The organism is Buchnera aphidicola (Uroleucon sonchi), from assembly GCF_011035165.1.
Classification (GTDB): domain Bacteria; phylum Pseudomonadota; class Gammaproteobacteria; order Enterobacterales; family Enterobacteriaceae; genus Buchnera; species Buchnera aphidicola_BE.
Window position 1 is genome coordinate 223,436 of record NZ_CP047588.1, and the last position, 13,162, is coordinate 236,597.

12 protein-coding genes are annotated in these 13,162 nt (G+C 24.6%); all 12 read right to left on the reverse strand.

The features are described 5' to 3' along the window. Positions 1 to 151 precede the first annotated feature (151 nt). Positions 152 to 1,081, reverse strand: a complete 930-nt coding sequence (locus tag GUU85_RS00990) for a D-alanine--D-alanine ligase (protein ID WP_163119133.1) — start codon at positions 1,079 to 1,081, stop codon at positions 152 to 154. Next, complete coding sequence (gene murC / locus GUU85_RS00995; protein ID WP_163119135.1) at positions 1,078 to 2,520, reverse strand: UDP-N-acetylmuramate--L-alanine ligase; 1,443 nt, start codon at positions 2,518 to 2,520, stop codon at positions 1,078 to 1,080. The genes GUU85_RS00990 and murC overlap by 4 nt, the downstream gene beginning before the upstream one ends. After that, entirely contained in the window at positions 2,501 to 3,580 is a 1,080-nt protein-coding gene (gene murG / locus GUU85_RS01000; protein ID WP_163119137.1) for an undecaprenyldiphospho-muramoylpentapeptide beta-N-acetylglucosaminyltransferase, read from the reverse strand. The genes murC and murG overlap by 20 nt, the downstream gene beginning before the upstream one ends. Continuing rightward, a complete protein-coding gene (ftsW, locus tag GUU85_RS01005; RefSeq protein WP_163119139.1) occupies positions 3,577 to 4,773 on the reverse strand; it encodes a cell division protein FtsW in 1,197 nt (398 codons plus the stop codon). Before ftsW ends, murG begins: the two co-directional genes overlap by 4 nt. Further along, the gene (murD, locus tag GUU85_RS01010) at positions 4,773 to 6,092 is read right to left on the reverse strand and encodes a UDP-N-acetylmuramoyl-L-alanine--D-glutamate ligase (RefSeq protein ID WP_163119141.1); all 1,320 of its coding nucleotides are present in this window, start codon (positions 6,090 to 6,092) and stop codon (positions 4,773 to 4,775) included. The genes ftsW and murD overlap by 1 nt, the downstream gene beginning before the upstream one ends. After that, on the reverse strand, positions 6,092 to 7,165 hold the full coding sequence (gene mraY, locus GUU85_RS01015) for a phospho-N-acetylmuramoyl-pentapeptide-transferase (protein WP_163119143.1): 1,074 nt from the start codon (positions 7,163 to 7,165) through the stop codon (positions 6,092 to 6,094). Before mraY ends, murD begins: the two co-directional genes overlap by 1 nt. Continuing rightward, entirely contained in the window at positions 7,159 to 7,731 is a 573-nt protein-coding gene (locus tag GUU85_RS02900; RefSeq protein ID WP_254056363.1) for a glutamate ligase domain-containing protein, read from the reverse strand. Before GUU85_RS02900 ends, mraY begins: the two co-directional genes overlap by 7 nt. After that, the gene (locus tag GUU85_RS02905) at positions 7,731 to 8,522 is read right to left on the reverse strand and encodes a Mur ligase family protein (protein ID WP_254056364.1); all 792 of its coding nucleotides are present in this window, start codon (positions 8,520 to 8,522) and stop codon (positions 7,731 to 7,733) included. The genes GUU85_RS02900 and GUU85_RS02905 overlap by 1 nt, the downstream gene beginning before the upstream one ends. Beyond that, entirely contained in the window at positions 8,519 to 10,042 is a 1,524-nt protein-coding gene (gene murE / locus GUU85_RS01025) for a UDP-N-acetylmuramoyl-L-alanyl-D-glutamate--2,6-diaminopimelate ligase (RefSeq protein ID WP_254056365.1), read from the reverse strand. The genes GUU85_RS02905 and murE overlap by 4 nt, the downstream gene beginning before the upstream one ends. Next, positions 10,023 to 11,759 carry a peptidoglycan glycosyltransferase FtsI gene (ftsI, locus tag GUU85_RS01030; protein ID WP_163119145.1) on the reverse strand — a complete coding sequence of 579 codons (1,737 nt, stop codon included), beginning with the start codon at positions 11,757 to 11,759 and terminating at the stop codon, positions 10,023 to 10,025. The genes murE and ftsI overlap by 20 nt, the downstream gene beginning before the upstream one ends. Positions 11,760 to 11,850: 91 nt before the next feature. After that, positions 11,851 to 12,054, reverse strand: a complete 204-nt coding sequence (locus GUU85_RS01035) for a cell division protein FtsL (RefSeq protein WP_254056366.1) — start codon at positions 12,052 to 12,054, stop codon at positions 11,851 to 11,853. Next, positions 12,035 to 12,994: a 16S rRNA (cytosine(1402)-N(4))-methyltransferase RsmH gene (gene rsmH / locus GUU85_RS01040; RefSeq protein ID WP_163119147.1), complete on the reverse strand. Its 960-nt coding sequence runs from the start codon at positions 12,992 to 12,994 to the stop codon at positions 12,035 to 12,037. Before rsmH ends, GUU85_RS01035 begins: the two co-directional genes overlap by 20 nt. Between the last annotated feature and the right edge of the window lie 168 nt (positions 12,995 to 13,162).

Consider the following 13,162-nt stretch of genomic DNA (forward strand, 5'->3'; position numbering starts at 1 on the left):
TATACTTTTTGATTTTTTTTAAAATCAAAATATTTTTTTTAAATATTCATGCTATATTGAATCAATTATTTTATTTTGAATCATGTCAAATATACGATATACAATTAAGATTCGTTTTCAAATCGTAATTTATCTTATTATCTTATATATATTAAATATATTTATTATTCATATCTAAAATAGATAATACTAATTCATCAAATGATATTCCTGCAAAACGTGCAGACATTGGAGTTAAACTGCGATTTGTCATGCCAGGTATAGTATTAATTTCTAATAACCAAAATTGATCTTGATCATCTAATATAAAATCAATTCTTGCACAACCATGACATCCTAATGTATTCCAAGCCAACATGGCTATTGTTTTTAATTTTTTTTCTTGATTAGCGCTTAATTCACCTGAAGACGCATATTTAGCAGAATTGGATATATATTTAGCATTATAATCATAAAATTGACTTTTAGTAGAAATGAGAATAGGAGGTAAAATATTTTTACCTAAAATAGAGACAGTATATTCTTTCCCTGATATAAATTTTTCAATAATAATATTATTATCATAACTAAATGCATTTTTAATTGCGTCATAAAGTTGTGTAATAGAAGAAACAACTGTTATACCGATACTAGAACCATGTTGATTTGGTTTTATAATGACAGGAAGCCCTAATTGTAATGTTTGTTTTTCTATAGTAGAAAAAAAAGACTCAATATTTTTTTTTTTCGAAATATAAATATCAGGAGCTGTTAATAAACCGCGCGATTTCCATAATAATTTAGTTCTAAATTTATCTATAGAAATTGAAGAAGCCATGATTCCACTTCCTGTATAAGGTATATTACAATATTCCAGAAATCCTTGTATGCTACCATCTTCTCCACCCTTTCCATGCAGTGCAATAAATGCTTGATTGAATCCATTTTGTTTTAATTCTAAAATAGAATCATCACGTACATCAATTGGATAAGCATTTAATTTAGATTTTAATAAACTATTAAGAATTGCATATCCTGATTTAATAGAAACATCTCTTTCTGAAGATGTTCCACCTAACAAAACTGCTATTTTTTTATTCATATTATCACTTTTTTTATTTTTTGAATTAATTTTTGATGAATGATTTGATTTATATCACCAGCGCCTTGTATTAGAATAATATCGTTTCCACTTAATTTTGACATAATAGTATCTAATATAATATTATTATCATTAATTAATGTAATATCATTCTTTTTTAATTTTTTAATATCATTATACAGCGCAAAACTATCTGCTCCAAAAATATATTGTTCGTTTGCTGGATATACATGTAATATTAATAAAAAATCGACTTGACATAAACTTTTGATAAAATCATTATATAAATTATGTGTTCTAGTATAACGATGAGGCTGAAAAATCATAATTAAATTTTTATTTGGCCAACTCATCCTGATTGTTTTAATATTTTCTGATAATTCTGTAGGATGATGTCCATAATCATCTATAAAAATAGCACTATTATTATCTATATTTTTGTTAATTAAATATTTTCCTAAAAATTCAAATCTTCTACAAGTGCCTTGAAAATTTTTTAAAGATTTAATTATATTTTCATTGTTTATCTTCTCATGAATTGCAAGCGCAATAGCAGCTGTAGCATTTAATATATTATGCTTTCCTGGCATATTTAATGTTATATTTAATATAGTTTGATTTTTTATAATTAATTGAAATGTTGACACAAATTGAGTTTGTGTATAATCGCAAATACGAATATCTGCATTTTGATTAAATCCATATGTAAGCAATTTACATTTAACATGAGGTAAAATACTGTGAATTGCATCATTATCTATACATATAATAGCAATGCTATATAATGGTATTTTGTTTAAAAAAGTTAAAAATGCTTTTTTTAATTTAATAAAATTATGATTATAATAATCCATATGGTCAGATTCAATATTAGTAACAATAACTATTTTGGGATTTAATAATAAAAATGAACCATCACTTTCATCTGCTTCTGCAATTAAATAATTAGAATTTCCTAATTTTGCATGAGAATTGATAGATTTTATTAAACCACCATTAACGATAGTAGGATCCAAACCGGTTTCAATAAAAATATCTGAAATCATAGAAGTAGTAGTTGTTTTTCCATGAGTACCAGAAATTGCTATCCCATATTTAAATTGCATTAACATGCTTAACAAATTTGCTCTTGATAATATAGGAATATTATTTTTTTTAGCACTAATTATTTCTATATTATTTGATTTAATAGCACTAGATCTTACAATAATATCAACGTTTTGAATATTTTTTTCAGCATGTTGAAAATATATTTTTGCTCCGAGATTAATCAATTGTTCTGTCATGTTGTTTTTTAACAAATCTGAACCGCTAATTTTATATCCTAATTGTAATAAAATTAAAGCAATTCCTGACATACCTGATCCACTAATGCCAATAAAATGAATATTTTTTTTTGTTTTATTAGTTTTAAAAAAATTAATTTTTTTTATATTCATATTGTTTAGATATATTATTAATAATATTAAAAATATTTTTCGTTGCGTCACGTACACCCAAAGAAAAAGCTCTTTCTGCCATAATTAAAAGTTTTTTTCTAGTTAACGCATTCAATATGTTTACTATTGATATAGTATTCAAATTAGATTGATCAATAATTTTAGCAGCACCAACTCTTTCTAGATCTTCGGCATTACGATGTTGTTGTTTATCTTTATGTGGATAAGGTATAAATATAGCAGCCAATCCAACTATAGATATTTCACTTACTGTAAGAGCTCCAGAACGACAAATAATTATATCTGCCCATTGATAAGCATCAGCCATATTTTTAATAAAAGAAGTAATTAAAACGTGATCTAATCCGAGTTTTTTATATTTTTTTTTAGTTTGTTCTAATTCATTTTTACCTGTTTGATGCCAAACAACAATTTGTTTTTTGAGTAAAAAAAATGCTTCTGGTAAAATATGATTTAAAATAGATGCTCCTTGACTACCTCCTATTACTAATATCCTTAAAAAACCTATTCTATTTTTAAAGCGTTCAATAGGTTTTGGGGTATTTATGATACTTTCACATACTGGATTTCCTACAACTATTGCATGTTTTAAAGCTCCAACATATGCTTGTATATTTTGAGTAGATATTTTCGATAACCAATAATTAGTAATACCTGCAATTTTATTTTGTTCATGAATAATCAGTGGAATATTAGACTGCCAAGCAGCTATTCCTCCTGGACCAGATACATATCCTCCCATTCCTAAAATAATATTTGGAGACCAATTTTTGATTATTTGATTAATTTGGTAACAAGCACGTAATATGTATATTGGTGAAAAAATTATTTTTTTTAAGTTAGCATTCCGTAATCCTTGAATTTTAATAAAATGAATTCTTATATCATATTTTGGTATAATTTCAGATTCAATACTATTTTTTGTCCCTATCCAATTTACAGACCACCCTTTTTTTATTAAATAACGTGCTATAGTTAATCCTGGAAAAATATGACCACCACTACCTCCAGCCATGATTATTATTTTTTTAGAAATCATTTCGATCCTCTAGGAAAAGCTTGTGATGTTTTTAATCTTAACTCAAAATCGATTCTTAATAGAAAAAAAATAGCTATTGAATTAATAATTAAACTTGAACCGCCATAACTAATAAATGGTAAAGTTAATCCTTTGGTAGGTAAAAGACCAGTAACAGCACCAACATTAATAAATGTTTGAAAGCTAAGCCAAATGCCAATTGAAGAAGCTAAAAATCCTGAAAAAATTTGCTTTATTTCTAAAGCTTTTTGTCCAATATGTAAAGCACGAATGGAAATAATAAAAATAATAAAAAGTATACAACAAGAACCAATACAACCGAATTCTTCACCTATAATAGAAAATATAAAATCACTATGCGCGTCTGGTAAATAATTTAATTTTTGTATTGAGTTTCCTAAACCTTTTCCGAGAAAATTTCCTTGACCTAATGCAATTAATGATTGTGTTAATTGATATCCGTGACCAAATGGGTCTTCCCAAGGATTCCAAAAAGATAATACTCTTTTAATGCGATAGGGTTCTAATAATATTAATAAAATAATTGATAAAATACTGATAGTAATAATAAATAAAAATTGTCCTATTTTAACTCCAGATAGGAATAATACTGTAATAGTAGTAAAAAAAATAACAATAGCTGTTCCTAAATCAGGTTCTGCTAAAAGTAGCATAGATTCTATAATAATTACACTCATGGGTTTAAAAAATCCCCAAAAATGATTACGTACTTCATAATATTTTCGTGATAAATAACTAGCTATATAACAAAAAGAAGTAATTTTACATATTTCAGATGGTTGTATATGTAAAAAACCTATATTTATCCATCTAAATGATCCATGTATTGAATTTCCAATTATTAAAACAAAAATAAGTAATAAAATTGAAGTAATTAGTATAAAAATACTATTTGTTTTCCAAAAACTCATGGGAGTTCGTAAAATAATCAAAGATAATAAAAATATTAAAAAAAAATATAATATTTCTCTTTTAATAAAAAAAAATGGTGTATGATATATATTTTGACTAATAGGTATAGAAGTAGAAATAACCATAATAAATCCAATAGAAAATAAATTCAATGTTAACCATAATAATATGCGATCATATAGTATGACATGAAAAATTTTGGCATCTATTTTTTCTAAATTATTTTCTTTATTTGTTATTTTTTCTTTTTGTATTTGCATTACGTGTGTTCCTGTATGATCTTTATAAAAAGATTACCTCTCTCTTCAAAATTAGAAAATTGATCTAAACTGCTACATCCAGGAGATAAAAGTACGGTGTCTCCTGATTGAATATTTTTTAAAATTAGCATCATTGCTTCTTCTAATTTATTTACATAGATTGATTTTTTTTTACATATTTGCGAAATTTTTAATCCATCTTTACCAAAACAATAAATTTTTATTTTTGTTTTTTTAAAATATTTTTTTAATATATCAAAAGTATTTGATTTGCTATCTCCGCCTAATAATAAATGTATCATACCTGTTGTATGTACAGATTTTAAAGCTGCTTCAGTACTATTAACATTAGTAGATTTAGAATCGTTTATCCAATGTATATTATTTTCATTCTTAATTGTTTGAAATCTATGTGGTAAACTAATAAAATTTTTTAATATATATATTGTATGTTTTCTAGAAAATTGCATTGCATCTGAAATCGCAATAGCAACTAATACATTATTATAATTATGATAACCAGATAATAATAATTCAGAACTATTTAGTATTTTTTGGTTTTTATGAAATAAAATATAAGAATCTGATTTTTGATCAATATAGTAATCACTATTTTTATTTCCAAAAGTAATGAAAGTTTTATTTTTTTTATATAAAATATTTTTTAATTGATCATAAGAATTCATTATGCAAATATCGGCTTGATGAAAAATAGATAATTTAGTTTGTTTATACTGTTCAAAACCTTGTGGATAGCGATTTATATGATCTTTAGAAATATTTAAGATCACAGATATTTTTGATTTTAAGTTAAATGTATTTTCTAACTGAAAACTAGATAATTCTATGATATAGAGATCTGTTTTTTTATCAATTATATCTAAAACTGGTAAACCAATATTTCCACCTAACAAAGCACGATAACCAGCATATTTTGCAATTTTTGTAATCATTGTAGCTACAGTGCTTTTTCCGTTTGTTCCTGTAATAGCAATGATTGGAACAGATACCTCTCTTGCAAATAATTCTATATCACTAATAATTTCAATTCCTAATAAACGTGCTTTGATTAAAATTGGTTTAAAAGGAGAAATTCCTGGACTAATAATAATTAAATCTGATTCTATAATCCATTCATTTTTTAAACCACCTAAACTATATTGAATATTTTTAGGTATTTTCATAAATAATACAGGATTGTGAGATTCATCAATAATTTTTGGTTTTATACCTTTTTTTAAAAAAAAATTAATACAAGATATTCCAGTTAATCCTATTCCTAAAATTAATATTTTTTTGCCAAAATAATTGTATGACATTAACATACCTTTAATGAAATAAGTCCTATAAGCACGAAAATGAATGATATAATCCAAACTCTAACAATAATTAAAGGTTCTAATATACCTTTTTCTTCATAGTGATGATGAATTGGAGCCATTTTAAACATTCTTTTTTTTCTTATTTTAAAAGATAGTATTTGTAATATTACTGAAATAGCTTCACACACAAAAATACCACCCATAATAACCAGTAATAATTGTTGATGTAATAAAATTGCTATTGTTCCTAAAACACCCCCTAAAGATAATGATCCTACATCTCCCATAAAAATTTTAGCTGGATAACTATTAAACCATAGAAAACCTAAGCCTGATCCAATTATTGCAGAACATAATATAGCTAATTCACTTGAGTCTTTTACATAAGCAATATTTAAATAATTAGAGTTATTTATGTTATCACTAAACAAAGATATTAATGCAAAACCAGATATTGCAAAAATAACAGGCATAATAGCTAACCCATCTAATCCATCTGTTAAATTAACCGCATTACTGGTTCCAACGATGACAAAATAAGAAAGAAAAATATATAAATAATATACTTCAAAAGTATTTTTTATATGAAACGGGATAATTAATTGAGTAAAAAAAATGTTTGGAGTATTATATTGTATAATATATATTAAAAATATAGCATAAATAGACATCCAAAAATATTTCCATATTAATTTTAATCCTTGACTATTTTTATGTTTAATTTTTTTATAATCATCTATAAAACCTATTATCCCATATGTTATTAAAATGCTTATAATTAACCAAATATCTATATTTGATAGATTGCAATATATCATTGTGGAAAAAAATATAGAAAAAATAATAATTATTCCACCCATAGTTGGTATATTTTGTTTTAAATAATGTTTTTTAGGACCATTATGACGAATTATTTGAAATTTTTTATATTTTTCTAAAAAACATATTAAATACGGCATCATATATAAACTAATAAAAAAAGACGTTAACAAGCTAAGTATCATACGATACGGAATATAAAAAATTATATTCATATTTAAAAATAAGTATTTATTTAAAAATATTAACATTTTTTGCTCTCTTGGATAATATGTTCTACTACTTCTTCCATTTTTGTCTTACGAGATCCTTTTACTAATATTGTAATTGTTGTTTTTTTTAAGATATAATCGTGTAATTTATTATTTAGATCTGTTTTACTCATAAAATGCTCTCCATTATCAAATATTTTAGTAATTTCATGGCTAATTTCTCCTACACTAAAAATTTTATGAATTTTAGATAAATTAGCATGATTTCCTATCATGCGATGATATAATCGACTATTTTTACCTAATTCAGCCATATCTCCAGTTACTAATATTTTATAACCAGGCATTTTTTCTAATACTTTGATTGCTGTAATCATAGATGCAACATTAGAATTATAAGTATCATTAATTAAAATTTTATTTGAATCTAACATTATAGTTTCTAGTCTGTTTGATAACTTAGGAGTATTTAATAGTCCTATTTTAATTGTTTGCAAAGGTATTTGAAGAGCAAAAGATAGAGCGCTAGCAGCTAATGCATTAGATATATTCTGATAGCCTAAGAAAGGTAGAGAAATATTTATTTCTCCATTAGGGGTGTGCATTAAGAAAGATGTACCATGTATATTGGTATTAATATTACTAGAAAAAAAATTACTATATTTTTTTTTTTAATAGAAAAATATATAATATTATTGTTAATAATATTTTTTTTCCATTTTGATAAATGGTGACTATCTAAATTAATAACTACTGTACCATTAGGTCTTAGACCTGAAAAAATTTCTGATTTTGCTTGAGATACTCCTAGCAATGATTTAAAACCTTGTAAATGAGCATATTGAATATTATTAATTAATATAATTTCTGGTTGACTCATATTACTAATATATGAAATTTCACTTGGTTTGTTAGCTCCTAGCTCAATGACAGCATATTTATGTGAATGATTTAACTGCAATAATGTTAAAGGAACGCCTATATTATTGTTAAAATTACCGATAGTAGATATGGTATTGCCATTCTGTCTTAATATAGAAGCTGTCATTTCTTTTACTGAAGTTTTTCCACAAGAACCAGTAATAGCTAATATTTTGGCATTCGTTTGTTTACGAACCCAAGCTGCAATTTGACCTAAAGCAAGAGATGTATTTTGAACAATAATATATGAAATATGACATTGAATATGTTTTTGTGTGACTATTGCAGCACAACCTTTTTCTATTGCATCTTTTATAAAAATATGAGCATCGAAATTTTTCCCGATTAAAACAATAAATAAACAATTTTTAATAATTTTTCTACTATCGATTATAATATTATCTATAAGTAAATCTTTTCCACAAAGTTGTCCATTAGTAATCATAGCTATAGTTTTTAAGGATATAGAAATCATATATTTTTTTCCAATAGATTTAATACGGTTTTTTGATCTGAATAAATAATAGATTTATTTCGAATGATTTGTGTTGTTTCGTGTCCTTTTCCTGCTATAAAAATTATATGATTATATTTTGCTTTAAAATAAGCATAAGATATTGCTTTTTTTCTATTTCGAATAATGATGATTTTTTCTTTTTTTTGACAACCACTTAAAATATCTTGAATAATTACTGTTTCTTTTTCATGTCTAGGATTATCATTAGTAATAATTACTTGATTTGATATATTTTCTGCGATATTTCCCATAATAGATCGTTTAGTTTTATCTTTTTCACCTCCACATCCAAATATGCACCATATATATTTTTTATAATGTAAGCGAATTGCATTTAGTGTTTTTTTTAAGGCATCTGGTGTATGAGCATAATCAATAATAAAAATTGGTTTATTTTTTTTAGTGAATATTTGCATTCGACCACTGATCGGTTTTATTTTTTTAGATAAATTAATTATATCTGATAAATTATGACCTAATTCTAAAAGAGCTGCTAATGATAATAAAAGATTTGTGACATTAAAATCTCCAATTAAACAAGATGATATTTCTGCGTTTCCCCAACTAGATTCAAACGTAATATGAACATAATTATCAATAAGTGTAATTTGAGTCGCATTTAACCACTTTGTGGCATATTTTTTTTGACTAGAATCATTAATAGTAACTGCTACTGTATAAAAATTAAATAATTTTTTTAACCATTTTTTTCCATATGGATCATCAGCATTTAATATGATTTTTTGCACTTGATGTGTACTAAATAATAACCATTTTGCTGATTCGTATTTTTCCATATTATCATGATAATCTAAATGCTCTGGTGTTAGATTTGTAAATATCGCAATATAAAATGGAATAGATATAACACGATTTTGTGTTAAACTATGTGAAGATACTTCCATTGTAACTAATTTAGCTTTTTTTTTTAATGCTATAGATAAAAAAGAGTGAATTATAATTGCAGAAGATGTAGTATTTTTTGTTGGATATAAAGAATTGTGAAAACCGTTCCCTAAAGTGCCCATAGTTGCAGTTTTATTACCTAATAAATAACTCCATTGATTGATTAGTTGCGTTACAGTAGTTTTTCCATTGGTTCCAGTCACTCCTATAATTGTTAATTTTTTTTCTGGCTGATCATAAAAACGACTCGCTAATTTTGATATATTTTTAGATAGATCAAAAAATTTTATTATAGGTATTTGATTAATATATTTATATATTCCATGTTCTATTTTGTTATCAGTATTATATAAAATAGCTGATACTTGTTTTTTAATCACTTGATAAATAAAATTACGCCCATCTTGTTTAACACCTGGAACAGCTATAAATAACTCTCCTTTAATTGATTGTCTACTATCCATATTTAAAGTTAAAATATTTTTTTTTGGAGCATATTTGATCCATGGAGATAATAAATACTGTAAACACGTTTTTTTTATTAATTGCATATTATTTAATTTTTTCAACATGATGATTTAACAAATTATCAGGTGCTATATTCATAGTTTTAAATATTAAAGTCATGATTTGACTAAAAACTGGAGCAGAAACTGAACCTCCGTAATATTTTCCTTCTTTTGGATTATCTATCATAATTACTAATGAAAACATAGGACGACTAACTGGTGCTATACCTGCAGTATATGCTATATATTTTTTTACATAATGTCCGTTTTTATCAATTTTTTTTGCTGTTCCTGTTTTAATAGCAACTCGGTATCCTTTTACTGCAGCTTTTATACCTGATCCTCCAGATTGCGAAACACTTTCCATCATATTAATTACTTTATTTACATATATTTCAGGAAAAACTCTAATTCCAGGTATTATTTTATCAACTTTAAGAATTGAAAGAGGTCGATATATTCCACCACTACCAATTGTTGCATATAATCGTGTTAGCTGAAGTGGAGTAACCATTAATCCATACCCAAATGAAAAAGTAGCTTTATCTAAATCAGACCAATTTTTTTTTTTAGGTAAAAAACCGTTTTGTTCACCAACTAATCCTAATTGAGTAGGTTGTCCTAAGCCAAAATTTATATAACTATTAACTAGCTGTGTTGTAGGAATTAATAATGCAATTTTTGATATACCTACATTGCTAGATTTTTTCAAAATACCAGTAATTGATAGTTTTTCGTAATATGAAATATCTTTAATTTGATGTTTATTAATTACAAATGGTTTAGTTTTAATAATAGAATTTTCTTGAATAATACCTAATCTTAATGCTTCCATAATAACTATAGGCTTAACTGTTGATCCTGGTTCAAACATGTCAGTAATTGCTCTATTACGAATATTTTTTTTAACTATATGATGCATATTATTAGGATTATATGAAGGGAAATTTGCCATAGCTAAAATTTCTCCTGTTTTAATACTTATCAAAATTGCAGTTCCAGAATTGGCATTATTTTTTTCAACAGCTTTATGTAATGCATGATATACAATTGTTTGTAATTTTTTATCAATACTTAATGTTACATTATTAGATATATTTTTTTCAACTAAAGGTATACTTTCAATAATATGTCCATTTGTATCTTTTCTTATTTTTCTTTTACCTGGTTTTCCTGTCAAAAGAGTATTAAAACTTTTTTCAACACCTTCAATTCCTATGCCATCAATATTAGTAAATCCTATTAGTTGGGCTGCAATTTTACCAGAAGGATAATATCTTTTTGATTCTTCTAATAAAAATATTCCAGGTAAATTTAATTTTTTAATATATTCTCCAACTTCAGGAGTTACTTGTCTAGCTAAATAAATAAATTTAGACATTTTATGATTATTAATATTTGATAATATCGTTTGTAGCGGTATAGAAAGGATATCAGATAAAGCTTGCCAACGATGATTATTATTAATATTATTAATATTAATAATTTCTGATGGATTAGCACAAATCGCATTAACTGATATTGTAACTGCTAAAGGATATCCTGATCGATCTTTAATAATTCCTCTAGTATTCAATAAAGATTGTGTTCTGGATGTTCTAAGGTCACCTTCTCGTATTAGTTGATCTGAATTAATTACTTGTAAAAAGATAATTCGTATAGTTAAAACAAAAAAAGATAGAAAAATAAAAATATATAATATAAAAAGACGCCAGTTTAAATAAGTATGTTTTTTTATTTTTTTTTCTTTAAAAAAAATGATTTTACTTTTTTTATACATGTTTTAAATGATATCCATCAATTAAATTATTTATGAAAAAAATATTATTTTTTTTTTGTAGAATGATTTGATAAAGCATTTTTTTCAATAATTAAATTCCTCCATTCATTATTTTTTTTTTTTTTTGTAAAATAAGTTCTTCTTCTTGAGAGACTAATAAACGGGTTTCATATACTGTAATAATTATCACAATAGAGGATAATAAAATTGAGATTAATAAGATTAAATAAGTTTTTCCATACAATATAAAATCGTTTTTAATAATTTTTAGTAAATCATAACGTTGAATTGTCATATTGATATTTTTTTTCTGCTATTCTTAGTATAGAGCTTCTTGCTCTAGGATTATATTGGATTTCAAATTGACTTGGAAATATACGATCAATTACTTTTAACTTACATGTTTTAAGTTTGTTTAATTGTTTTTCTGTAATAGGAATCCCATGTGGAACAATATTTGATCTACTGTTTTTTGAAATAAATTTTTTCACTATTCTATCTTCTAATGAATGAAAACTAATAATTAATATACGTCCTCCTGGTTTTAATATTTCTATTGTACTTTCTAAAGCTGTTTGTATTTCCTTTAATTCTTGATTAATATGAATCCTGATGGCTTGAAAACTTCTTCTTGCTGGATGTTTAAACATATATTTTGTCGGTATAGCATATCGGATAATATTCGATAACTCTAAAGTATTAGTTATTTTTTTTATATTACTAAATTTTTTAATAGCATAAGCTATTTTATTCGAAAATCGTTCTTCTCCAAATGTTTTTAATACATAAGCAATTTCTTTGATACTACTTGAAAATAACCAATCTGCAGCAGAAATACCATATTGAGGGTTCATACGCATATCTAAAGGTCCATCTTTTTTAAATGAAAAACCTCTATAATTATTATCAAGTTGTATTGAAGATATTCCTAAGTCAAATATAATTCCATCAACTTTTCCTACAATTTTCTGATTTTGAGCATAATCTAATAATTTTGAAAAATTTTGATGATGTATCTGAAAACGTTTATCTTTTATGTTTTTCCCAATACAATAAGATTCTGGATCTTGATCAATAGCATACAATTTTCCATTATTGCCTAAATTTTTTAAAATTTCTTTTGTATGTCCTCCCATTCCAAACGTACTATCAATATAAATACCATTTTTCTTTATTTTTAAATGATGAATAATTTCTTTTTTCATTACTGGAATATGATTGAATACAGTATTCATGTTTTTAATATACTTTACATTTTATAAATAACATTAATAAAGAAAATTGTAACATGGTCATGTTAAACAACGACCATGTTTGATAAAATATGTTTAATGTATAATATAGTATAAATATTTAATCTATTAAAAATATAAAAAAATTATTTTTATACATAAACTATTTTG

Excerpts from the sequence above, each read along its gene's own strand:
- murC (WP_163119135.1), bottom strand. The coding sequence starts at position 2,520 with ATGAATATAAAAAAAATTAATTTTTTTAAAACTAATAAAACAAAAAAA.
- ftsI (WP_163119145.1), bottom strand. The coding sequence starts at position 11,759 with ATGTATAAAAAAAGTAAAATCATTTTTTTTAAAGAAAAAAAAATAAAA.
- murE (WP_254056365.1), bottom strand. The coding sequence starts at position 10,042 with ATGTTGAAAAAATTAAATAATATGCAATTAATAAAAAAAACGTGTTTA.
- murD (WP_163119141.1), bottom strand. The coding sequence starts at position 6,092 with ATGTCATACAATTATTTTGGCAAAAAAATATTAATTTTAGGAATAGGA.
- rsmH (WP_163119147.1), bottom strand. The coding sequence starts at position 12,994 with ATGAATACTGTATTCAATCATATTCCAGTAATGAAAAAAGAAATTATT.
- GUU85_RS02900 (WP_254056363.1), bottom strand. The coding sequence starts at position 7,731 with ATGCACACCCCTAATGGAGAAATAAATATTTCTCTACCTTTCTTAGGC.
- murG (WP_163119137.1), bottom strand. The coding sequence starts at position 3,580 with ATGATTTCTAAAAAAATAATAATCATGGCTGGAGGTAGTGGTGGTCAT.
- ftsW (WP_163119139.1), bottom strand. The coding sequence starts at position 4,773 with ATGCAAATACAAAAAGAAAAAATAACAAATAAAGAAAATAATTTAGAA.
- GUU85_RS00990 (WP_163119133.1), bottom strand. The coding sequence starts at position 1,081 with ATGAATAAAAAAATAGCAGTTTTGTTAGGTGGAACATCTTCAGAAAGA.
- mraY (WP_163119143.1), bottom strand. The coding sequence starts at position 7,165 with ATGTTAATATTTTTAAATAAATACTTATTTTTAAATATGAATATAATT.
- GUU85_RS02905 (WP_254056364.1), bottom strand. The coding sequence starts at position 8,522 with ATGATTTCTATATCCTTAAAAACTATAGCTATGATTACTAATGGACAA.
- GUU85_RS01035 (WP_254056366.1), bottom strand. The coding sequence starts at position 12,054 with ATGACAATTCAACGTTATGATTTACTAAAAATTATTAAAAACGATTTT.